34 protein-coding genes are annotated in these 20659 nt (G+C 67.4%); 32 read left to right on the top strand and 2 right to left on the bottom strand.

Features of this window, described 5'->3' with window-relative positions; translation table 11 throughout:
- The 32 genes from rpsJ (at position 1) to AB0N82_RS00890 (ending at position 18038) form a co-directional block, all read left to right on the top strand.
- Positions 1 to 309: a 30S ribosomal protein S10 gene (gene rpsJ, locus AB0N82_RS01045; RefSeq protein WP_013584016.1), complete on the top strand. Its 309-nt coding sequence runs from the start codon at positions 1 to 3 to the stop codon at positions 307 to 309.
- A gap of 8 nt (positions 310 to 317) precedes the next feature.
- Positions 318 to 977, top strand: a complete 660-nt coding sequence (gene rplC, locus AB0N82_RS01040; RefSeq protein WP_076673698.1) for a 50S ribosomal protein L3 — start codon at positions 318 to 320, stop codon at positions 975 to 977.
- A gap of 2 nt (positions 978 to 979) precedes the next feature.
- The gene (gene rplD, locus AB0N82_RS01035; protein WP_076673700.1) at positions 980 to 1642 is read left to right on the top strand and encodes a 50S ribosomal protein L4; all 663 of its coding nucleotides are present in this window, start codon (positions 980 to 982) and stop codon (positions 1640 to 1642) included.
- Positions 1639 to 1938, top strand: coding sequence for a 50S ribosomal protein L23 (rplW, locus tag AB0N82_RS01030; RefSeq protein WP_013584013.1), 300 nt, complete (start codon positions 1639 to 1641; stop codon positions 1936 to 1938). Before rplD ends, rplW begins: the two co-directional genes overlap by 4 nt.
- A gap of 24 nt (positions 1939 to 1962) precedes the next feature.
- Positions 1963 to 2802: a 50S ribosomal protein L2 gene (gene rplB / locus AB0N82_RS01025; protein WP_013584012.1), complete on the top strand. Its 840-nt coding sequence runs from the start codon at positions 1963 to 1965 to the stop codon at positions 2800 to 2802.
- A 12-nt stretch (positions 2803 to 2814) separates the two neighbouring features.
- Positions 2815 to 3096 carry a 30S ribosomal protein S19 gene (gene rpsS / locus AB0N82_RS01020; RefSeq protein WP_013584011.1) on the top strand — a complete coding sequence of 94 codons (282 nt, stop codon included), beginning with the start codon at positions 2815 to 2817 and terminating at the stop codon, positions 3094 to 3096.
- A gap of 22 nt (positions 3097 to 3118) precedes the next feature.
- Entirely contained in the window at positions 3119 to 3517 is a 399-nt protein-coding gene (rplV, locus tag AB0N82_RS01015; RefSeq protein ID WP_136585944.1) for a 50S ribosomal protein L22, read from the top strand.
- Entirely contained in the window at positions 3517 to 4275 is a 759-nt protein-coding gene (rpsC, locus tag AB0N82_RS01010; protein ID WP_058230882.1) for a 30S ribosomal protein S3, read from the top strand. The genes rplV and rpsC overlap by 1 nt, the downstream gene beginning before the upstream one ends.
- Complete coding sequence (rplP, locus tag AB0N82_RS01005; RefSeq protein WP_013584008.1) at positions 4275 to 4694, top strand: 50S ribosomal protein L16; 420 nt, start codon at positions 4275 to 4277, stop codon at positions 4692 to 4694. The genes rpsC and rplP overlap by 1 nt, the downstream gene beginning before the upstream one ends.
- Positions 4694 to 5008 (top strand): 50S ribosomal protein L29, encoded by a 315-nt coding sequence (gene rpmC, locus AB0N82_RS01000; protein WP_058623969.1) that lies wholly within the window; start codon positions 4694 to 4696, stop codon positions 5006 to 5008. Before rplP ends, rpmC begins: the two co-directional genes overlap by 1 nt.
- On the top strand, positions 5008 to 5334 hold the full coding sequence (gene rpsQ, locus AB0N82_RS00995; RefSeq protein ID WP_076673706.1) for a 30S ribosomal protein S17: 327 nt from the start codon (positions 5008 to 5010) through the stop codon (positions 5332 to 5334). Before rpmC ends, rpsQ begins: the two co-directional genes overlap by 1 nt.
- Before the next feature lie 35 nt (positions 5335 to 5369).
- Positions 5370 to 5738 carry a 50S ribosomal protein L14 gene (rplN, locus tag AB0N82_RS00990; RefSeq protein WP_013584005.1) on the top strand — a complete coding sequence of 123 codons (369 nt, stop codon included), beginning with the start codon at positions 5370 to 5372 and terminating at the stop codon, positions 5736 to 5738.
- A gap of 2 nt (positions 5739 to 5740) precedes the next feature.
- A complete protein-coding gene (gene rplX / locus AB0N82_RS00985; protein ID WP_076673708.1) occupies positions 5741 to 6100 on the top strand; it encodes a 50S ribosomal protein L24 in 360 nt (119 codons plus the stop codon).
- A gap of 2 nt (positions 6101 to 6102) precedes the next feature.
- Entirely contained in the window at positions 6103 to 6693 is a 591-nt protein-coding gene (rplE, locus tag AB0N82_RS00980; RefSeq protein ID WP_315993613.1) for a 50S ribosomal protein L5, read from the top strand.
- Positions 6694 to 6785: 92 nt separating this feature from the next.
- Positions 6786 to 7184 (top strand): 30S ribosomal protein S8, encoded by a 399-nt coding sequence (gene rpsH, locus AB0N82_RS00975; protein WP_013584002.1) that lies wholly within the window; start codon positions 6786 to 6788, stop codon positions 7182 to 7184.
- A gap of 6 nt (positions 7185 to 7190) precedes the next feature.
- Positions 7191 to 7727 carry a 50S ribosomal protein L6 gene (gene rplF / locus AB0N82_RS00970; protein WP_136585941.1) on the top strand — a complete coding sequence of 179 codons (537 nt, stop codon included), beginning with the start codon at positions 7191 to 7193 and terminating at the stop codon, positions 7725 to 7727.
- 2 nt (positions 7728 to 7729) lie between these two features.
- Positions 7730 to 8089 (top strand): 50S ribosomal protein L18, encoded by a 360-nt coding sequence (gene rplR / locus AB0N82_RS00965; RefSeq protein ID WP_043361012.1) that lies wholly within the window; start codon positions 7730 to 7732, stop codon positions 8087 to 8089.
- A 20-nt stretch (positions 8090 to 8109) separates the two neighbouring features.
- A complete protein-coding gene (rpsE, locus tag AB0N82_RS00960; RefSeq protein ID WP_235561317.1) occupies positions 8110 to 8766 on the top strand; it encodes a 30S ribosomal protein S5 in 657 nt (218 codons plus the stop codon).
- On the top strand, positions 8766 to 8951 hold the full coding sequence (gene rpmD, locus AB0N82_RS00955) for a 50S ribosomal protein L30 (RefSeq protein WP_013583998.1): 186 nt from the start codon (positions 8766 to 8768) through the stop codon (positions 8949 to 8951). Before rpsE ends, rpmD begins: the two co-directional genes overlap by 1 nt.
- Entirely contained in the window at positions 8951 to 9484 is a 534-nt protein-coding gene (rplO, locus tag AB0N82_RS00950; RefSeq protein WP_264629984.1) for a 50S ribosomal protein L15, read from the top strand. Before rpmD ends, rplO begins: the two co-directional genes overlap by 1 nt.
- A gap of 109 nt (positions 9485 to 9593) precedes the next feature.
- Positions 9594 to 10916, top strand: a complete 1323-nt coding sequence (gene secY, locus AB0N82_RS00945; RefSeq protein ID WP_315993612.1) for a preprotein translocase subunit SecY — start codon at positions 9594 to 9596, stop codon at positions 10914 to 10916.
- A complete protein-coding gene (locus AB0N82_RS00940) occupies positions 10913 to 11500 on the top strand; it encodes an adenylate kinase (RefSeq protein ID WP_363387050.1) in 588 nt (195 codons plus the stop codon). The genes secY and AB0N82_RS00940 overlap by 4 nt, the downstream gene beginning before the upstream one ends.
- A gap of 1 nt (position 11501) precedes the next feature.
- A complete protein-coding gene (gene map / locus AB0N82_RS00935) occupies positions 11502 to 12341 on the top strand; it encodes a type I methionyl aminopeptidase (RefSeq protein WP_315993610.1) in 840 nt (279 codons plus the stop codon).
- The gene (locus tag AB0N82_RS00930; protein WP_363387046.1) at positions 12341 to 13045 is read left to right on the top strand and encodes a thioredoxin domain-containing protein; all 705 of its coding nucleotides are present in this window, start codon (positions 12341 to 12343) and stop codon (positions 13043 to 13045) included. The genes map and AB0N82_RS00930 overlap by 1 nt, the downstream gene beginning before the upstream one ends.
- Before the next feature lie 140 nt (positions 13046 to 13185).
- The gene (gene infA / locus AB0N82_RS00925; RefSeq protein WP_013583992.1) at positions 13186 to 13407 is read left to right on the top strand and encodes a translation initiation factor IF-1; all 222 of its coding nucleotides are present in this window, start codon (positions 13186 to 13188) and stop codon (positions 13405 to 13407) included.
- A gap of 60 nt (positions 13408 to 13467) precedes the next feature.
- Positions 13468 to 13584, top strand: coding sequence for a 50S ribosomal protein L36 (gene rpmJ / locus AB0N82_RS00920; protein ID WP_005050492.1), 117 nt, complete (start codon positions 13468 to 13470; stop codon positions 13582 to 13584).
- A gap of 143 nt (positions 13585 to 13727) precedes the next feature.
- Positions 13728 to 14102 carry a 30S ribosomal protein S13 gene (rpsM, locus tag AB0N82_RS00915; RefSeq protein WP_076673723.1) on the top strand — a complete coding sequence of 125 codons (375 nt, stop codon included), beginning with the start codon at positions 13728 to 13730 and terminating at the stop codon, positions 14100 to 14102.
- Between the two features lie 36 nt (positions 14103 to 14138).
- Positions 14139 to 14537, top strand: a complete 399-nt coding sequence (gene rpsK / locus AB0N82_RS00910; protein WP_013583990.1) for a 30S ribosomal protein S11 — start codon at positions 14139 to 14141, stop codon at positions 14535 to 14537.
- Positions 14538 to 14712: 175 nt separating this feature from the next.
- Entirely contained in the window at positions 14713 to 15702 is a 990-nt protein-coding gene (locus AB0N82_RS00905) for a DNA-directed RNA polymerase subunit alpha (protein WP_058230893.1), read from the top strand.
- Between the two features lie 43 nt (positions 15703 to 15745).
- Positions 15746 to 16303: a 50S ribosomal protein L17 gene (gene rplQ, locus AB0N82_RS00900; RefSeq protein WP_363387041.1), complete on the top strand. Its 558-nt coding sequence runs from the start codon at positions 15746 to 15748 to the stop codon at positions 16301 to 16303.
- Between the two features lie 116 nt (positions 16304 to 16419).
- Complete coding sequence (gene truA / locus AB0N82_RS00895) at positions 16420 to 17277, top strand: tRNA pseudouridine(38-40) synthase TruA (protein WP_363387038.1); 858 nt, start codon at positions 16420 to 16422, stop codon at positions 17275 to 17277.
- Between the two features lie 68 nt (positions 17278 to 17345).
- Positions 17346 to 18038 carry an endonuclease/exonuclease/phosphatase family protein gene (locus AB0N82_RS00890; protein WP_363387035.1) on the top strand — a complete coding sequence of 231 codons (693 nt, stop codon included), beginning with the start codon at positions 17346 to 17348 and terminating at the stop codon, positions 18036 to 18038.
- Between the two features lie 61 nt (positions 18039 to 18099).
- Here the strand turns inward: AB0N82_RS00890 and AB0N82_RS00885 are convergent, their stop codons facing one another.
- Together AB0N82_RS00885 and AB0N82_RS00880 are read right to left on the bottom strand one after the other, a co-directional pair.
- Positions 18100 to 18654: a hypothetical protein gene (locus AB0N82_RS00885; protein ID WP_363387032.1), complete on the bottom strand. Its 555-nt coding sequence runs from the start codon at positions 18652 to 18654 to the stop codon at positions 18100 to 18102.
- Positions 18655 to 18814: 160 nt separating this feature from the next.
- Positions 18815 to 20587: a DUF4012 domain-containing protein gene (locus tag AB0N82_RS00880; RefSeq protein WP_363387029.1), complete on the bottom strand. Its 1773-nt coding sequence runs from the start codon at positions 20585 to 20587 to the stop codon at positions 18815 to 18817.
- Positions 20588 to 20659: the final 72 nt, after the last annotated feature.

The raw sequence follows: 20659 nt of genomic DNA, 5'->3' as shown, positions 1-20659 counted from the left end.
ATGGCGGGACAGAAGATCCGCATTCGCCTGAAGTCGTACGACCACGCCGGGCTCGACTCGTCGGCGCGCAAGATCGTCGACACCGTGACCCGTGCCGGCGCCACCGTGGTGGGCCCGGTTCCCCTTCCGACCGAGAAGAACGTCGTGTGCGTCATCCGGTCGCCCCACAAGTACAAGGACAGCCGCGAGCACTTCGAGATGCGCACCCACAAGCGCCTCATCGACATCATCGACCCGACGCCCAAGGCCGTCGACTCGCTGATGCGCCTCGACCTCCCGGCCGATGTCAACATCGAGATCAAGCTCTGAGGTTCGACATGGCTGACATCAACTCCAAGATCTCCAAGGGCCTCCTCGGCACCAAGCTCGGTATGACCCAGGTGTGGGACGAGAACGGCAAGCTCGTTCCCGTCACCGTCATCGAGGTCGCCCCGAACGTCGTGACCCAGCTGCGCTCGCTCGAGAAGGACGGCTACAACGCCGTTCAGATCGGCTACGGCCAGATCGACCCCCGCAAGGTGAACAAGCCCCTCACGGCTCACTTCGACGCCGCCGGTGTCACCCCGCGCCGCCACCTCACCGAGGTGCGCACCGCGGATGCCGCCGACTACTCGCTGGGCCAGGAGCTCACCGTCGACGGTCTCTTCGAGGCCGGCCAGCTGGTCGACGTCGTCGGCACCAGCAAGGGCAAGGGCACCGCCGGTGTCATGAAGCGTCACAACTTCAAGGGTGTCTCCGCATCGCACGGTGCGCACCGCAACCACCGCAAGCCCGGTTCGATCGGCGCCTCGTCGACCCCGAGCCGCGTCTTCAAGGGCATGCGCATGGCCGGCCGTATGGGTGGCGAGCGCGTGACCGTCCTCAACCTCACGGTGCACGCCGTCGACGCCGAGAAGGGCCTGATGCTCGTCAAGGGCGCCGTCCCCGGTGCTCGTGGCCGCATCGTCTACGTCCGCAACGCAGTGAAGGGTGCCTGATCATGGCTGACTCGACTCTCGCGCTCGACGTCGTGAAGGCCGACGGCAACAAGGCCGGCTCTGTCGAGCTGCCCGCCGCGCTCTTCGACGTCAAGACGAACATCCCCCTCATCCACCAGGTCGTCGTGGCGCAGCGTGCCGCGGCTCGCCAGGGCACGCACTCGACCAAGCGTCGTGGCGAGGTCTCGGGTGCCGGCCGCAAGCCCTTCAAGCAGAAGGGCACGGGTAACGCCCGTCAGGGCTCGATCCGCGCGCCGCACATGACCGGTGGTGGCATCGTCCACGGGCCCAAGCCCCGCGACTACAGCCAGCGCACCCCCAAGAAGATGATCGCCGCCGCCCTCCTGGGTGCGCTCAGCGACCGTGCTCGTGGGCAGCGCCTCCACATCGTCGACAGCTTCGCCATCGAGGGTGCGCCCTCGACCAAGGCCGCCGCTGCCGCGCTGAAGGCCTTCGGTGCCGTCAAGAACGTCCTGGTGGTCATCGACCGCGACGACGAGCTGACGATCAAGAGCGTGCGCAACCTCGCGTACGTCCACGTGCTGACCGTCGGCCAGCTCAACACGTACGACGTGCTCGTCTCCGACGACATCGTCTTCACCAAGGCCGCCTACGACGCGTTCGTCGCGTCGAAGAGCGCTGCCACCGAGGAGGTCTCGGCATGACCACCGTCAACAAGGACCCGCGCGACATCATCCTGAAGCCGGTCGTCTCCGAGAAGAGCTACTCGCTCATCGACGAGGGCAAGTACACCTTCCTGGTGGACCCCCGTTCGTCGAAGACCGAGATCAAGCTCGCGATCGAGAAGATCTTCGGCGTCAAGGTCGCTTCGGTGAACACGCTGAACCGTCAGGGCAAGGCCCGTCGGACCCGCTTCGGCATCGGCAAGCGCAAGGACACCAAGCGTGCCATCGTCACGCTGAAGTCCGGCACCATCGACATCTTCACGTCTGTCGGCTGACGGTCGGGATAGAGGACAAGAACAATGGCTATTCGCAAGTACAAGCCCACGACCCCCGGTCGCCGCGGCTCGTCGGTGGCCGACTTCGCCGAGATCACCCGATCGACGCCTGAGAAGTCGCTGCTGCGCCCGCTGTCGAAGACCGGTGGCCGCAACAACCAGGGCCGCATCACCACGCGTCACATCGGTGGTGGCCACAAGCGTCAGTACCGTCTGATCGACTTCCGTCGTAACGACAAGGACGGCATCGACGCCAAGGTCGCTCACATCGAGTACGACCCCAACCGCACCGCGCGCATCGCGCTGCTGCACTACGCGGACGGCGAGAAGCGCTACATCCTCGCCCCCGCGAAGCTGTCGCAGGGCGACGTCGTGGAGTCGGGAGCCGGCGCTGACATCAAGCCCGGCAACAACCTGCCGCTGCGCAACATCCCCACCGGTACCGTGATCCACGCGATCGAACTGCGTCCCGGCGGCGGAGCGAAGATGGCCCGTTCGGCCGGCGCCTCCGTGCGTCTGGTCGCGAAGGACGGCCCCTACGCGCAGCTGCGTCTGCCCTCCGGCGAGATCCGCAACGTCGACGTGCGCTGCCGCGCCACGATCGGCGAGGTCGGCAACGCCGAGCAGTCGAACATCAACTGGGGCAAGGCCGGCCGCATGCGCTGGAAGGGCGTCCGCCCGACCGTGCGTGGTGTCGCCATGAACCCGGTCGACCACCCGCACGGTGGTGGTGAGGGTAAGACCTCCGGTGGTCGTCACCCTGTTTCGCCGTGGGGTAAGGCCGAGGGCCGCACCCGCCACGCGAACAAGGAAAGCGACAAGCTGATCGTCCGCCGTCGCACCGCCGGCAAGAAGCGCAAGTAGGAGTAGAGGAAGATGCCTCGCAGCCTTAAGAAGGGCCCCTTCGTCGACGAGCACCTGCTTCGCAAGGTCGTCTCGCAGAACGAAGCCGGTTCCAAGAACGTCATCAAGACCTGGTCGCGCCGTTCGATGATCATCCCCGCCATGCTGGGACACACCATCGCCGTGCACGACGGTCGCAAGCACATCCCCGTGTTCGTGACCGAGACCATGGTCGGCCACAAGCTGGGCGAGTTCTCGCCCACCCGCACCTTCCGCGGCCACGTGAAGGACGACAAGAAGGGCCGTCGCCGCTAAGGCGACCGAGGAGGAGAGAGAAATGGTGGAGTCCATCGCACGTGTGCGACACATCCGCGTGACCCCTCAGAAGGCTCGTCGTGTCGTCGCGCTCATCAAGGGCAAGCAGGCCGAAGAGGCCCTCGCGATCCTGAAGTTCGCGCCGCAGGGCGCGAGCGAGCCGATCTACAAGCTCGTCGCCTCGGCGATCGCGAACGCTCGCGTCACCGCCGACAAGACGAACGAATACCTGGATGACGCCGACCTGTACGTGAAGAACGCGTACGTCGACGAGGGCACGACGCTCAAGCGTTTCCAGCCCCGCGCTCAGGGTCGCGCCTTCCAGATCAAGAAGCGCACGAGCCACATCACGGTCGTGCTCGCGACGCCCGAGGCCGCTGAGGCAGCCCCGGCTCGCGCCAACAAGAAGGCGAGCAAGTAATGGGACAGAAGGTCAACCCGTACGGCTTCCGCCTCGGCATCACCACCGACCACGTGTCGCGGTGGTTCTCGGACTCGACGAAGCCCGGTCAGCGTTACGCCGACTACCTCGCCGAGGACATCAAGATCCGTCGCCTGCTGACCACGTCGCTCGACCGCGCCGGTGTCAGCAACATCGAGATCGAGCGCACGCGTGACCGCGTCCGCGTCGACATCCACACCGCCCGTCCGGGCATCGTGATCGGTCGCCGCGGCGCCGAGGCCGAGCGCATCCGCGCCGACCTCGAGAAGCTCACCGGCAAGCAGATCCAGCTGAACATCCTCGAGGTCAAGAACCCCGAGGCCGACGCTCAGCTCGTCGCGCAGGGTGTCGCCGAGCAGCTGTCTGCTCGTGTGGCGTTCCGTCGCGCGATGCGCAAGGGTCTGCAGGGCGCTCAGCGCGCCGGCGCCAAGGGTGTCCGCATCCAGGTGTCGGGCCGCCTCGGCGGCGCCGAGATGAGCCGCTCCGAGTTCTACCGCGAAGGCCGTGTGCCCCTGCACACCCTGCGCGCGAACATCGACTACGGCTTCTACGAGGCCAAGACGACCTTCGGCCGCATCGGCGTGAAGGTCTGGATCTACAAGGGCGACCTCACCAACAAGGAGCTCGCCCGCGAGCAGGCCAACGCGCCCAAGTCGCGCGGTCGTGACGACCGCGGTGGCGACCGTCGTCGTGGCCCGCGCAACGAGGCCCCCGTGGCAGAAGGAGCGTCGGCGTAATGCTCATCCCCCGCAAGGTCAAGTACCGCAAGCAGCACCACCCCGGTCGCTCGGGTCAGGCCACCGGTGGCACCACGGTGTCGTTCGGTGAGTTCGGCATCCAGGCGCTGACCCCCGCGTACGTGACGAACCGTCAGATCGAGTCCGCTCGTATCGCCATGACGCGTCACATCAAGCGTGGTGGAAAGGTGTGGATCAACATCTACCCCGACCGTCCGCTGACCAAGAAGCCGGCCGAAACCCGCATGGGTTCCGGTAAGGGTTCCCCCGAGTGGTGGGTCGCCAACGTCAAGCCGGGTCGCGTCCTCTTCGAGGTCGCGGGTGTCAACGAGGAACTCGCTCGTGAAGCACTCACCCGTGCCATCCACAAGCTGCCGCTGAAGGCACGCATCATCAAGCGCGAGGAGGGCGACGCGTAATGGCGATCGGCACCAAGCAGCTCGCTCCGAGCGAGCTCGACACGTTCGAAGACCAGCGCCTCGTCGAGGAGCTGCGCAAGGCCAAGGAAGAGCTGTTCAACCTGCGCTTCCAGTCGGCCACCGGCCAGCTCGAGAGCCACGGTCGCATCCGTGCAGTCAAGCGCGACATCGCGCGTCTGTACACCGTGATCCGTGAGCGCGAGCTCGGCATCCGCGCCACCCCGGCTCCGGTCGAGGCTCCGGCGAAGGCGAAAAAGAGCAAGGCGAAGAAGGCGGATGCCGCTGACGACGCCGCGAAGGAAGAGGCGGAGTAATGGCTACCGCGAAGAAGGCCGAGGCGCAGGTCGCCGGTCACGAGCACGCCGAGAACGATGTTCGCGACGAGAACGCCCGCGGTTACCGCAAGGCGCGTCGTGGCTACGTCGTCAGCGACAAGATGGACAAGACGATCGTCGTCGAGGTCGAGGACCGCGTGAAGCACCCGCTCTACGGCAAGGTCATCCGCCGCACCTCCAAGGTCAAGGCGCACGACGAGACCAACTCGGCGGGCATCGGCGACCTGGTCGTCATCAACGAGACCCGTCCGCTCAGCGCCACCAAGCGCTGGCGCCTGGTCGAGATCCTCGAGAAGGCCAAGTAAGCCTCGCGGCTTGCTTGGAACCCAAGGAGTAAAAAGTGATTCAGAACGAATCCCGGCTGAAGGTCGCCGACAACACCGGCGCCAAGGAGCTGCTCACCATCCGCGTGCTCGGCGGCTCCAACCGCCGCTACGCCGGCCTGGGTGACGTCATCGTCGCCACGGTCAAGGACGCGATCCCGGGTGGAAACGTCAAGAAGGGCGACGTGGTCAAGGCCGTCGTCGTCCGTGTCGTGAAGCAGACCCGCCGTCCCGACGGCTCGTACATCAAGTTCGACGAGAACGCCGCCGTGATCCTGAAGAACGACGGGGAGCCCCGCGGCACCCGTATCTTCGGACCGGTCGGTCGTGAGCTTCGCGACAAGAAGTTCATGAAGATCGTCTCGCTCGCCCCGGAGGTCATCTGATCATGGCGAAAATCAAGAAGGGCGACCTGGTTCAGGTCATCTCGGGCGCCAAGCCCGAGCGCGGCGGCGACCGCGGCAAGCAGGGCAAGGTCCTCGAGGTCCTGTCCGAGCAGAACCGCGTCATCGTCGAGGGCGTGAACTACGTCACCAAGCACAACCGCGTGGGTCAGTCCCAGCGCGGCACCAAGACCGGTGGCATCGAGACGTTCGAGGCCCCGATCCACATCTCCAACGTCGCGCTCGTCGACCCCTCGACCAAGAAGCCGACCCGTGTCGGTCACCGTGTCGAGGAGCAGGTGAAGGACGGCGTCAAGCGCACCGTCCGTGTGCGCTACGCGAAGAAGAGCGGCAAGGACCTCTGAATATGAGCACCGACACTGCCGCGGTGGCTGGCAAGATCCAGCCCCGCCTGAAGCAGAAGTACAACGCCGAGATCAAGAAGGCGCTGCAGGACGAGTTCGGCTACGAGAACGTCATGCAGATCCCCGGCCTGGTCAAGGTCGTCGTGAACACCGGTGTCGGCGAGGCTGCTCGCGACAGCAAGGTGATCGATGGTGCGGTCGACGACCTCACCAAGATCACCGGTCAGAAGCCCGTCGTCACCAAGGCCCGCAAGTCCATCGCGCAGTTCAAGCTGCGCGAGGGCCAGGCCATCGGTGCGCACGTCACCCTCCGCGGCGACCGTGCGTGGGAGTTCATCGACCGTCTCGTCAACCTCGCCCTACCCCGCATCCGCGACTTCCGCGGTCTGTCGGCCAAGCAGTTCGACGGCAACGGCAACTACACCTTCGGTCTCCAGGAGCAGTCCGTGTTCCACGAGATCGATCAGGACCGCATCGACCGCGTGCGTGGTTTCGACATCACCATCGTCACCACCGCCAAGACCGACGACGAAGGCCGTTCGCTGCTCCGCCAGCTCGGGTTCCCCTTCCAGTCGGCCGACCAGCAGGCCTGACCCCTCGGGCCCCCGGGTTTCCGGGGGCCCGTCATCGAAGGTCGGCTGTCGCGTAACGGCAGCCGAAACCTCATGAAAGAAAGAAGCAACACATGACGATGACAGACCCGGTCGCAGACATGCTGACCCGTCTGCGCAACGCGAACTCGGCGCACCACGACTCCGTGTCGATGCCGAGCTCGAAGCTGAAGACGAACATCGCCGCCATCCTCAAGCAGGAGGGTTACATCGCCGACTGGAGCGTCGAAGACGCCCGCGTCGGCCAGACCCTCAACATGACGCTGAAGTACGGTCCGAACCGCGAGCGGTCGATCGCCGGCATCAAGCGCGTCTCCAAGCCCGGTCTTCGCGTGTACGCGAAGTCGACCGAGGTCCCCACGGTCCTCGGCGGACTCGGCGTCGCCATCCTGTCCACCTCCTCCGGTCTCCTCACCGACCGTCAGGCCGAGCAGAAGGGCGTCGGCGGGGAAGTCCTCGCCTACGTGTGGTGATCTGACATGTCGCGTATTGGACGTCTTCCCATCGACATCCCCGCCGGAGTCACCGTCTCGGTGAACGGCCGGGAGGTCAACGTCAAGGGCCCCAAGGGCGAGCTCGCGCTCACCGTTGCCCAGCCCCTCGAGGTGTCGGTCGAGGAGAACCAGGTTCTCGTCACCCGCCCCGACGATGAGCGTGAGTCCCGGTCGCTCCACGGCCTGACCCGCACCCTCATCAACAACAACATCATCGGTGTCACCCAGGGCTACTCCAAGGGCCTCGAGGTCGTCGGCACGGGTTACCGCGTGGCGCAGAAGGGCAGCTCGATCGAGTTCGCCCTCGGCTTCTCGCACCCCGTCCTGATCGACCCGCCCGCGGGCATCACCCTCACGGTCGAAGGCAACAACAAGGTCACCGTGAGCGGCATCGACAAGCAGGCCGTCGGCGAGGCCGCCGCCAACATCCGCAAGATCCGCAAGCCGGAGCCGTACAAGGGCAAGGGTGTGCGGTACGCGGGCGAGGTCGTGCGTCGCAAGGCCGGAAAGAGTGGTAAGTGACCATGGCTGTCAAGACAAAGTCTGTCGCTCGTGCTCGTCGTCACGCGCGCCTTCGCAAGAAGGTCGTCGGCACCGAGCTGCGCCCCCGTCTCGTCGTGACGCGTTCGGCGCGCCACGTGTTCGTCCAGGTCGTGGACGACAGCAAGGGCCACACCGTGGCCTCCGCCTCGACCCTCGAGACCGACCTGCGCGGTTTCGACGGTGACAAGACCGCCAAGGCCCGCAAGGTCGGCGAGCTCGTCGCCGAGCGTGCCAAGGCCGTGGGCGTCTCCGACGTCGTGTTCGACCGTGGCGGCAACCGCTACGCGGGACGCGTCGCGGCGATCGCCGACGGAGCTCGCGAAGGAGGGCTGAACCTGTGAGTGACAACAAGGAGACCGAAGTGACCGAGCAGACTGCACCGGCTGAGGGTGCGGCTGCGGCTCAGGCCCCCGCCGAGCGCGAGCGCGAGCCCCGTCGCGGTGGTCGCGAGCGCAACACCAACCAGCGCGACCGTGGTTCGCGCGACCGCAACGAGAGCCAGTTCCTCGAGCGCGTCGTCACCATCAACCGCGTGTCGAAGGTCGTCAAGGGCGGCCGTCGCTTCAGCTTCACGGCGCTCGTCGTCGTGGGTGACGGCAACGGCGTCGTGGGTGTCGGTTACGGCAAGGCCCGCGAAGTGCCCCTCGCGATCTCGAAGGGTGTCGAAGAGGCCAAGCGCAACTTCTTCCGCGTCCCCCGCTCGGGCTCGACCATCCCGCACCCCGTCCAGGGTGAGGCCGCCGCCGGTGTGGTGCTCCTGCGCCCCGCCGCCGCCGGTACCGGTGTTATCGCCGGTGGTCCCGTCCGCGCCGTCCTCGAGTGCGCCGGCATCCACGATGTCCTCTCGAAGTCGCTCGGCTCGTCGAACACGATCAACATCGTGCACGCGACCGTCGAGGCTCTGAAGGCGCTCGAGGAGCCCCGCGCCGTGGCCGCCCGCCGTGGCCTGGAGTTCGACCAGGTCGCCCCGGCCCGCCTCGTGCGCGCCGAGGCCGCCGCTCAGAAGGTAGGTGCCTGATGGCCGAGCGTCTGAAGGTCACGCAGATCAAGTCCAAGGTGAGCGAGAAGCAGAACCAGCGTGACACGCTGCGTTCGCTCGGTCTCAAGCGGATCGGCGACTCGGTCGTCCGTCCCGACGACGCGCAGACGCGCGGCTACGTCAAGACCGTCGCCCACCTCGTCAAGGTTGAGGAGATCGACTAATGGCTGCCAAGAAGGACGAGACCGCTACGGTCGACGCCCCGAAGAAGGCGACGGCCGGTAAGACGGCCGCCAAGAAGGAAGCCCCCGCGGCGCGCCCCGGCGTGCTCAAGGTCCACCACCTGCGTCCTGTCCCGGGCGCTCACACCGCGAAGACCCGTGTCGGTCGCGGTGAGGGCTCCAAGGGTAAGACGGCCGGTCGCGGTACCAAGGGAACCAAGGCCCGTTACCAGGTCAAGGTCGGCTTCGAGGGTGGGCAGATGCCGCTGCACATGCGCACCCCGAAGCTTCGCGGCTTCAAGAACCCGTTCCGCGTCGAGTACCAGGTCGTGAACCTGGAGAAGCTCGCCGAGCTCTACCCGCAGGGTGGCGACGTGACCGTCGCCGACCTCGTGGCCAAGGGCGCCGTCCGCAAGAACGAGAAGGTCAAGGTGCTCGGCACCGGCGACATCTCGGTCGCGCTGACCGTTTCGGTCGACAAGGTCTCCGGCTCCGCTGAGCAGAAGATCGTCGCCGCAGGCGGCTCCGTCAACTGACGCCCGACCCCGCAGGGGCCGGCGGCCTTACGGCCGTCGGCCCCTTCTGGGTTAGTCTGATTTGGTGTGCGCCCCGTCGCGCGCCGAGATCGTTCTGGAGGAATCTCCCTTGTTCAGCGCCATCGCGCGGGTTTTCCGCACGCCCGACCTGAGGCGGAAGATCGCCTTCACGCTGGGCATCATCGCCATCTACCGGCTGGGTGCCCACGTGCCGACGCCCTTCGTCGACTTCCCCAACGTTCAGCAGTGCCTGAACCAGTCGGGCGGCACCGAGGGCCTGCTCTCGCTGGTCAACCTGTTCTCGGGTGGCGCGCTGCTCCAGCTGTCGATCTTCGCGCTGGGTGTGATGCCGTACATCACGGCGACGATCATCGTGCAGCTGCTGCGCGTGGTGATCCCGCACTTCGAGACGCTGTACAAAGAGGGCCAGGCAGGGCAGGCCAAGCTCACCCAGTACACCCGCTACCTGACGATCGCGCTCGCGCTGCTGCAGTCGACCACGCTCGTGACCGTCGCCCGCTCGGGTCAGCTCTTCGGTTCGGCCGGCGTTCCCGAGTGCCAGCAGCTGCTCACCAACGACATCTGGTGGGCGCAGCTGCTCATGATCATCACGATGACCGCCGGTACGGGCCTGGTCATGTGGTTCGCCGAGCTCGTCACCGAGCGTGGCGTGGGCAACGGTATGTCGATCCTCATCTTCACCTCGATCGCCGCGACCTTCCCCGGTGCGATGATCTCCATCCTCAACGCCCGCGGAGTCGAGGTCTTCCTCCTCGTGCTGGCGGTGAGCATCGTCATCGTGGCGCTCGTCGTGTTCGTGGAGCAGTCGCAGCGGCGCATCCCGGTGCAGTACGCCAAGCGCATGGTCGGGCGCCGCACCTACGGCGGTACCAACACCTACATCCCGATCAAGGTGAACATGGCCGGCGTCGTGCCCGTGATCTTCGCCTCGTCGCTGCTGTACATCCCCGCGCTCATCGCGCAGTTCAACCAGCCGCAGGCGGGCCAGGAGCCGCAGCCGTGGGTGACGTGGATCTCGCAGTACCTCACGCGCGGTGACCACCCGCTCTACATGCTGATCTACTTCCTCCTGATCATCGGATTCGCCTACTTCTACGTCGCGATCACGTTCAACCCGGTCGACGTCGCCGACAACATGAAGAAGTACGGCGGATTCATCCCCGGCATCCGCGCGGGCCGCCCCACGGCGGAGTACCTGGACTACGTCCTGACCCGCATCACGCTCCCGGGCTCGATCTACCTCGGCCTCATCGCGCTGCTGCCCCTGGTGGCGCTCGCGACGGTCGGTGCCAACCAGAACTTCCCGTTCGGCGGGGCCTCGATCCTCATCATCGTGGGTGTCGGTCTCGAGACGGTGAAGCAGATCGACGCGCAACTCCAGCAGCGTCACTACGAAGGGCTGCTGCGATGACCGCGCGTCTTCTGATCGTCGGACCGCAGGGATCCGGAAAAGGAACGCAGGGTGTTCGCGTCGGCGAAGCCCTGGGCATCCCCGTCGTCTCCACCGGCGACGTCTTCCGCGCCAACGTCAAAGACGGCACCGAGCTCGGCCTCCAGGTGAAGTCGATCATCGACGCCGGTGATCTGGTCCCCGATGAGCTCACGAGCGCGGTCGTGCGCGACCGCCTTGCGCAACAGGATGCCGCCGAGGGATTCCTCCTCGACGGATACCCGCGCAACCTCGCGCAGGTGCTGCACCTCGATGAGTTCCTGGAAGGGCGTGACGAGGCGCTCGACGCCGTCATTGCGCTCGTCGTCCCCCGCGAGGAGTCGTTGTCGCGCCTGACCGCGCGCGCGGCGGAGCAGGGGCGAGCAGACGACACCGAAGAAGCCATCGCGACGCGACTGGGGATCTACGAGCGGGAGACCGCCCCGATCCTCGACGTCTACGGCACGCGCGGCATCGTCGACGAGATCGACGGTGTCGGCAGCCTCGACGAGGTCACGGCTCGTATCTTCGCGGCGCTCGACGCGCGCGGCATCTCGGCTCGCTGACGTGGGACTGCGCTCCTCGATCTACAAGAAGCCGGCGCAGCTGCGCTCGATGATCGAGCCCGGGCTGATCACGGCGGACGCGCTGGATGCCGTCCGTCGTCTCATCGAGCCCGGTATGACCACCCTGCAGCTCGACGCGGAGGCCGCGCGTCTCATCGGCTCGCGGGGGGCGAAGTCGAACTTCCAGATGGTGCGCGGCTACCGCCACACCATCTGCGCATCGGTCAACGAGCAGGTGGTGCACGGCATCCCGAACGAACGACCTCTTCAGGCCGGCGACATCCTGTCGATCGACGCCGGTGCGGAGTTCCAGGGGTGGAACGGTGACTCGGCCTTCACGGTGATCGTGCCGGGCGATGCGCCGGACGCGCTCGTCGCCCCTCGCCGCCGTCTCTCCGAGGTCACGGAGGGTTCGCTGTGGGCCGGCATCGCTGCTCTCAGCCGGGCGACCCACCTCGGCGAGGTCGGTGCCGCGATCCAGTCCTACATCGAGGAACACGCGCCCGAGGGCGGCTACGGCATCCTGCGCGATTACGTCGGCCACGGGATCGGGCGCAAGATGCACGAGTCGCCCAGCATCTTCAACTACGCGGTCGAGGACCGCGGTCCGGAAGTACGCCCCGGTCTGGCGGTGGCGATCGAGCCCATGGTCGTCATCGGAGACCAGGCGACCCTGGTCGAGGACGACGGGTGGACCGTGTCCACCGTCGACGGCACAGACGGCTCCCACTGGGAACATAGCGTCGCGGTGCATGATGGGGGCATCTGGGTCCTCACCGCTCACGACGGCGGTGCCGAGAAACTGGCGCCGTTCGGTGTGGTGCCGAAGGAGATCGACTGATGATGATGGCGGCTGTCCGCAAGTCCACGAACTGGTTCGCGATCGGGATCACGGCCGCGGTCGTGGTGGTCGTGCTGGTCGTGGGCGGCGTGGTCTGGTTCGCCAACAGTCAGGCGACCTCGCCGGGAACCCTTCCGCAGTCGTCGGCCGTGAACACGGAGACGGGCGCGATCTCCGTCGGCACGGGGGATAAGACGGTCGACACGTATGTCGACTTCATGTGCCCGATCTGCAACCAGTTCGAGCAGAGCTACGGCCCGACACTCGACCAGCTCGTCGCCGACAACGAGATCACCCTCAACATCCACCCGATCTCGATCCTCGACCGCGCATCGCAGGGGACGCAGTACTCCACGCGTTCCGCGAATGCCGCGTACTGCGTGGCGGTCGACGACGCCTCCAACATCCCGGCTTTCGTGAAGGCGATGTACGCGCAGCAGCCCACGGAGAACACCTCGGGTCTCGACAACGCCGCACTGGCGTCGATCGCGACGTCGGCGGGTGCGTCGGATGCCGTGACCTCGTGCATCGACGACGGGACCTACTCGAAGTTCGTCACGGCGATGACGCAGAAGACCCCGGTGCAGCCCGGGCAGAGCGGAATCGCCACGCCGACCATCGCCGTGGACGGGACGGTGCTGTCGAACCAGTCCGACCTCACCGGCGATCCGCAGAAGGACATCGTCGGTCGACTGAACGGCTGACGCGCGCCCCGCGAGTTGCCGGGGCGAGTATTACCACGTATGCTTGATCTTTGGTGCGTTGCGCCATCCTTGGCGTGTCGAGGCACCGAATCCCCATCCACCGCAGACCGGCCGGTCTGCAACTGAGCGTGAGCGAGTTTATGGCGAAGAAAGACGGTGTCATCGAGATCGAGGGCACGGTGTCCGAGGCACTGCCCAACGCGATGTTCCGTGTCGAGCTGACGAACGGTCACAAGGTGCTCGCCACCATTTCGGGCAAGATGCGACAGAACTACATCCGCATCATCCCCGAGGATCGCGTCGTCGTCGAGCTGAGCCCGTACGACCTCACCCGTGGTCGTATCGTCTACCGCTACCGCTGAGTCCGGTCGAGAAGTAACGAGCCGCACCCGCGGTCTCGAAGACAGCGAAACAGGAACATCATGAAGGTCAACCCCTCCGTCAAGCCCATCTGCGACCACTGCAAGGTGATCCGTCGTCACGGGCGCGTGATGGTGATCTGCAAGAGCAACCCGCGCCACAAGCAGCGCCAGGGCTGAGCTTCCAGCTCGACACCTTTTCCAACTGAATACATATCGGCAGGATCAGATCCTTCCCGCGCAGGCGGGTGGGGGACACCTCGGGGCGGAGGCCCGAGCACCGATCCTGCTCCACACCTCCACGACACTCTGAGGAGAGCCGCATGGCACGTCTCGCCGGCGTCGACATCCCGCGCGACAAGCGCGTGGTGATCGCACTTACCTACATCTACGGCGTGGGCCGCACCCGCTCCGTCGAGATCCTGAACGCCACTGGCATCAGCCAGGAGATCCGCGTCAAGGACCTCACCGACGACCAGCTGGTCGCGCTTCGCGACCACATCGAAGGCACCTACAAGGTGGAGGGTGACCTCCGTCGCGAGGTCGCCGCCGACATCCGCCGCAAGGTTGAGATCGGTTCCTACGAGGGCCTGCGCCACCGCCGCGGCCTCCCGGTGCGCGGTCAGCGCACGAAGACGAACGCGCGTACCCGCAAGGGTCCCAAGCGCACCGTCGCCGGCAAGAAGAAGGCGCGCTAAGCCGCGGGCTGAGCGTCAGGATTCAGGAGAACGCACATGGCACAGGCCAAGTCCGCCGCGCGCAAGCCGCGCCGCAAGGAGAAGAAGAACATCGCCGTGGGTCAGGCCCACATCAAGTCGACGTTCAACAACACCATCGTTTCGATCACGGACCCCTCGGGTGCCGTCATCAGCTGGGCCTCGTCCGGCGGTGTCGGATTCAAGGGCTCGCGCAAGTCGACGCCGTACGCCGCCGGCATGGCCGCGGAGTCGGCCGCTCGCCAGGCGCAGGAGCACGGCGTCAAGAAGGTCGACGTCTTCGTGAAGGGTCCGGGTTCGGGTCGTGAGACCGCGATCCGCTCGCTGACCGCTGCGGGTCTCGAGGTCGGCTCGATCCAGGACGTGACGCCGCAGGCTCACAACGGCTGCCGTCCGCCCAAGCGCCGCCGCGTCTGACGCGTCCGTTCCCGGGGAGTGCTCGTCGCTCCCCGGGAACGCCGCGCTCACGCGCGACTCAGACTTCCGGATGCCGCGAGACCGTCGAGGTCGAGCATCATCCCGCGAGTACAACTCAACACCTCACCCCATTACACGTGTCATATAGCGGGCACGTGATCGAAAGGAACACATAGTGCTCATCGCACAGCGTCCCACTCTGACCGAGGAGAAGATCGGGGAGTTCCGCAGCCGTTTCGTCATCGAGCCGCTGGAGCCCGGTTTCGGTTACACGATCGGCAACGCGCTGCGCCGCAGCCTCCTGTCGTCGATCCCCGGCGCGGCCGTCACGAGCATCCGCATCGACGGCGTCCTGCACGAGTTCAGCACCATCCCGGGCGTGAAGGAAGACGTCACCGAGATCATCCTGAACATCAAGCAGCTGGTCGTCTCGAGCGAGCGCGACGAGCCCATCACGGCGTACCTGCGCAAGACCGGCGCCGGTGAGGTCACCGCCGCCGACATCTCCGCTCCGGCGGGTGTCGAGGTGCACAACCCCGAGCTGGTCATCGCGACGCTCAACGACACCGCGAAGTTCGAGCTCGAGCTGACGATCGAGCGTGGCCGCGGCTACGTCTCGGCCACGCAGAACCGCAACGAGTACGCCGAGGCCGGTCAGATCCCGATCGACTCGATCTACTCGCCGGTGCTCAAGGTCAGCTACCGCGTCGACGCCACCCGTGCCGGCGAGCGCACCGACTTCGACAAGCTCGTCCTCGACGTCGAGTCGAAGGCGTCCATCGCGCCGCGCGACGCCGTCGCTTCGGCTGGCCGCACCCTCACCGAGCTGTTCGGTCTCGCTCGCGAGCTGAACGTCGAGGCCGAGGGCATCGAGATCGGCCCCGCGCCGGTCGAGACCGTCCTCTCGAACGAGCTGTCGATGCCGATCGAAGACCTCGACCTGTCGGTCCGCTCGTACAACTGCCTCAAGCGCGAGGGCATCAACACCGTTTCGGAGCTGGTCGCCCTCTCCGAGACGCAGCTGATGAACATCCGCAACTTCGGTCAGAAGTCGGTCGACGAGGTGCGCGACAAGCTCACCTCGCTCGGACTGTCGCTCAAGGACTCGGTGCCCGGTTTCGACGGCGCCCAGTTCTACAGCGGCTACGACGAAGAGACCGTCTGACCCCGGTCGGACCCGACCGAACCTTTCACTGGAGTAACACGACATGCCTAAGCCCACGAAGGGTCCCCGCCTCGGAGGCGGCCCGGCCCACGAGCGTCTGCTTCTCGCGAACCTCGCGGCAGCCCTGTACACGCACAAGTCCATCAAGACGACCGAGACGAAGGCCAAGCGCCTGCGTCCGCTCGCCGAGCGTCTCATCACCTTCGCCAAGCGCGGCGACCTGCACGCGCGTCGTCGCGTGCTGAGCGTGATCGGTGACAAGGAGGTCGTGCACACCCTCTTCACCGAGATCGCGCCCCTGGTGGCCGAGCGTGACGGCGGATACACCCGCATCACCAAGGTCGGCAACCGCAAGGGCGACAACGCCCCCATGGCCGTGATCGAGCTCGTCCTCGAGCCCGTCGCCAAGAAGGCGTCGTCGAAGGCCGCTGCGGCTCCTGCCGCTGCCGCCCCGGCCGCCGAGGAGCCCGCTGCGGAGGAGCCCGCCGTCGAGGAGACCTCGACCGACGAGGCCGCCGACGCCGGCGCCGAGTCGCCCGAGGAAGGCGCGGCTGCTGAGGCCGCCGCCGATGACGCCGTTCGGGACGACGCCAAGGCCTGAGCTTCCTGCTCGCACGGAGCCCCCACCCATCAGGGTGGGGGCTCCGTGGTTTTCTCGGCCGTCCCCGACCGGGGGATGCGTCATTTCCCCGGCTGCGGCGCTCGTAGGCTGGACCTGTGCGCATACGTCTCGACATCGCCTACGACGGCACGCATTTCCGGGGATGGGCGCGGCAACCGCGGCTGAGGACGGTGCAGGGCGAACTCGAAGGGGCGCTCGAACGCATCATCGGCGGCTCGCCCCGTCTCGTCGTGGCCGGGCGCACCGACGCGGGAGTGCACGCCTCCGGCCAGGTGGCGCATCTCGACCTCGACGACGCGCAGATCACCCGCCTGCCGCGACGGCGTCGTGACAACGATGAGGGTGACGCGGTCGCCGCCCTGGCCGGTCGTGTCCGCGGCGTCCTCGGAGCCTACCCGGATGTCACGGTCCGTCGCACGTCTCTCGCGCCGGAGGGCTTCGACGCCCGCTTCTCGGCGGTGTGGCGTCGATACTCCTACCGGCTGGCCGACGCGGAAACGGACTACGACCCGCTCGATCGCTCGAGGACGACGACCGTTCGCAGCGCTCTCGACGTCGAGGCGATGGATGCCGCCGCCGGTCGCCTCATCGGGCTCCACGACTTCGCCGCTTACTGCAAGGCCCGCGAAGAGGCGACCACCATCCGCACCCTCCTCGAATACGACTGGCACCGTGGCGACGACGGCGTCCTCGTGGCGAACGTGCGCGCCGATGCCTTCTGCCACAGCATGGTCCGCGCGCTCGTGGGCGCGTGCGTCGCGGTGGGGGAGGGGCGCATCGCGATCGACGACGTCGTGGCGATCCGCGACGCTCGCACGCGGATCCCGGAGACGAAGGTTCTCGCGGCCCGGGGGCTCGTCCTCGCCGAGGTCGGATACCCCGCCGACGACCTGCTCGCGGCGCGCGCGGAGCAGACGCGGAACCGACGGGACGCCGACGAGTCGGCATCCTGAATCGACCTCACGGCGGCTGCGCAACCCCTCAGGAGCGGCATCGGCGCGAGTCGTAGGCTGGCTCCGCCATGAAGGTCATCTCGTACAACCTCAACAAGCACCGCGCTGCGGGTGAGCTCGCCGCGCTCGTCGAGCAGCACGAGGTGGACGTGCTCTGCCTGCAGGAGTGCGACTCCACGGACATTCCGGAGCGGATCGGCGGCCTCCGATTGGCGGATGCCACCCAGCGCAATCGGCTCGGTCTCGCGCTGTACTACCGCGAGAACACGTTCCGCGCCGAAGAGGTCCGGGCGATCGCGTTGAAGAAGTCGCTTCACGACTACGTGCTCAAACCGGCCGAGGAACGGATGCTCGGCGTGCGCCTGCGCGACATCGACCACGGGCGAGACGTCATCGTCGCCTCGTTCCACGCCGCGCCCCTGACCGCGCTCAATTCGCTCCGCCGCCATCAGATCCGGACGGCGCTCACGGAGCTGCAGAACCTCGGCCCGGGGTTGCCCGCGCTGATGGTCGGCGACTACAACTACCCCGTCTTCAAGGAGAACCTCGGGCAGAAGGTGCGCGATCAGGGCTACGAGTTGACGCTCAGCGACACACGGACGTACACGCGGTACCGCTTCTTCCGCGGGCATTACGACTTCGCGACGTCGATGGGATTCGACATCGCCCACATCAAGACGCTGCCCCAGGGACAGAGCGACCACCTCCCGATTCTCATCACCGCGGAGGTCACCCCATCGCGTGCGGGCGCCCTCGACTGAGTGCTCGGCAACGCCGAAGAGGGGGCCGTCCGAGGACGGCCCCCTCTTCGTGTCAGGAGGGTCAGCTCTTCGAAGCGCGGCGGCGGCGGATGGCGGTTCCGATGCCGACGGCCGAACCGCCGACCAGGAGGGCCGCGCCGGTGAGCCAGAGGCCCGTCGTGGTGCCCGCATCGAAGCCGGTGACCGCGAGACCGCCCTGGGCGGGTGCGCTCGGTGCGCCGACCGGGGTGACGGTCACGCTCGAGTGGAGGACCACGCCGCTGCGGGTGCCGGTGAAGGTGAACGAGTAGACGCCCGTCGCGTTCGCCGGGAAGCGAACCTGCGCGTGGATCTTGCCATCGACGGCTTTCGTCCGCAGCGAATCGTTGGTCTCGGTCGCGATGGACGCGAGGGCCACGCCCTTCGCGGCCACACCGGTGATCGAGATGGCGACGTCTTCATCACCGTCGAAGCCCTCGCGATCGGTCGTGAACGTCGCGCTGCCGCCCGGAGCGACGACGGGCGGCGTCACCGAGATCACGGCGGGGTCGGTGTAGGCGTTGGCGGCCGCGGGCGCCAGCACAGCGGCGGCGGCGAGCGAGAGCGCCGCGACGGCCCGGATGATCGTGGTCTTCATGGTGTGCCCCATCTGCTTGGCGTGGTCGAGCCGGTGTTCGAAAAGCGGAACGCGCCGCTCCACCGGGGAGTCTCGCGGAGGAGGAGTACTCGGTGCGGCGTGTCCCGTTCCCTTTCACGCCCCGTGCCTCGCGACTTCACCCGCAGCCGCCGAAGAGGGGTCACCCAGCGGCCGGACACGCCCCCACGTCGGGCGTCTCGCGTGGATCCCGCGTCGGCGTGGACAGGATCTCGAGGCGGGGGGTGGTCGGCATCCGGATGTCGAGGTCCAGGACGCCCGTCTGGCCGGGGGACAGCTGCACGGACCACTTGACCACGGCCCGGCCGTCGTGCAGACCGCCCGCGAAGCCCGGCGCGACGGCTCCGTCGGACGACGTGCGTCTGTCGACGACCTCGGCCCCCGGCGGAAGGTAGACGTACACGCCGGTCAGCGCGTCGCCGGGACGGACGCCGTACTCGCCCCCACCCGTCACGTAGGGCGGGAGCGTGGAGGGCTCGGGCGCGTCGTTGCGCAGGCTCACCCGGAGGGTCGCCAGGCCGTCTGCGCACCATCCGATCGCCGTGCGGGGGTGCAGGTAGTAGTCCATCTTCGAGCCCGTGCCGTCGTTGAGAAAGACCCCGACCGTTGTGCGGGTGTCATCGGATACGGGAAGAGCGCCCTGCAGCGTCGATCCGTCGAGCACGGCCTGGTCGGCGGCATCCGCGTTCCACACCAGGAGGCGGCGCTCGTCGCCCGCCCGCGTCAGGGCCTCGACGAGAGCGGTCGAGTCGCCGCGTCCTTCCGCCAGCGCCCCGAAGACCGCGGCGGCGGCGCCCTGAAAGAAGGCGTCCTGTTCGCGCGGATCAGCGAAGCGGCGGTACACCTCGTCGAGGAGGAGGGGAACGGCATCGTCGCCGTCGATCACCTCGCCCGTGGGGAGGGTGACGGGTCCGGTCGCCCGCAGCAGATACGACAGCGTCACCGGGTCCAGCGCGACGACCGCATCGACCTCTTCGCCGTGCGTGCGACGCCACATCTCACGGGCGACAGCGGCACCGACGGCGAAATCGGGAACCTGGGTGGTGTTCTGCAGGTACCGGGCCGGACGCGTGTCGAAGACGCCGCGCACATCGTCGGGCAGAGGCAGGACCGGGTCGTCGACGAAGGCGGTGACATCGGCGCTCGACGCCTGAGCGACGAGGGCGAGGCGCCCGGCATCGGCATCCACCTGGGCCACGGCCCCGACCACCCCGCCGAGGGATCGCCACTCGGCGTTGTTCTGGAAGAGCAGGAGGGTGGAGCGTCGGCCGTCGGCCCCGAGCATGCGAGGGACCAGGGTCGTCGCGCGCTCCAGCGCCTCGGCGGCGGTGGCCGCCCTATCCAGCGCGGCGGAGGTCGAGGAGACGGCCGTGGACACGGCCCCGAGGAGAGGCTCGTGGTCGATCTCGGCGATACGGTCGACGGCCATCCGCAGCCGCGTCGCCGCATCGGCGGCCGCGGGCCGCGCGGCCGCGATCCGCGCCACGTCGATGGCCCCATCGGGCGTGTGGAGGGCGCCGGGTGCGAGAACGGCGGCGGCGGCTCGGAGAGGGAGGACGGCGGTGGATGCCGCGTCGTCCACCGACGCGGCGAGGGTCCTCACAGCGGCGAGCTGCGGTCCGATCCAGGGCAGGATCTCTGCGCCCCTCCACACCGGGTCGCCGGTGAGGGCGCGCGCGGCCGAGGTGTCGGGGGCGGCTTCGCCGAGGCGCTCGATCGCTCCCGCCGGATCGGCGACCTCGGTCGTCGCAGAGCCGACCGTCGCCTGCGCCGACCGCAGGTGCTGCACGGCCGACGCGCCCCGAAGCCCGATCCAGACCGCACAGCCGAGGCCGACGATGAACACGCCGAGCACCACGGCCGCGAAGACGGCGGGCGCACGACGGCGAGGGACCGAAGGGGACGAGCGTTGCACGCGCATACCTTAGACACCGGCGGCAGCCACCCGTCCTCGGACACCTACACTGAAGGGAACGATCCGGGGGAG

Source organism: Microbacterium sp. NPDC089186 (assembly GCF_040685115.1).
GTDB lineage: Bacteria > Actinomycetota > Actinomycetes > Actinomycetales > Microbacteriaceae > Microbacterium > Microbacterium galbum.
Note: the sequence above shows the minus strand (reverse complement) of the source record. Positions and strands in the feature narration are given on the sequence as shown.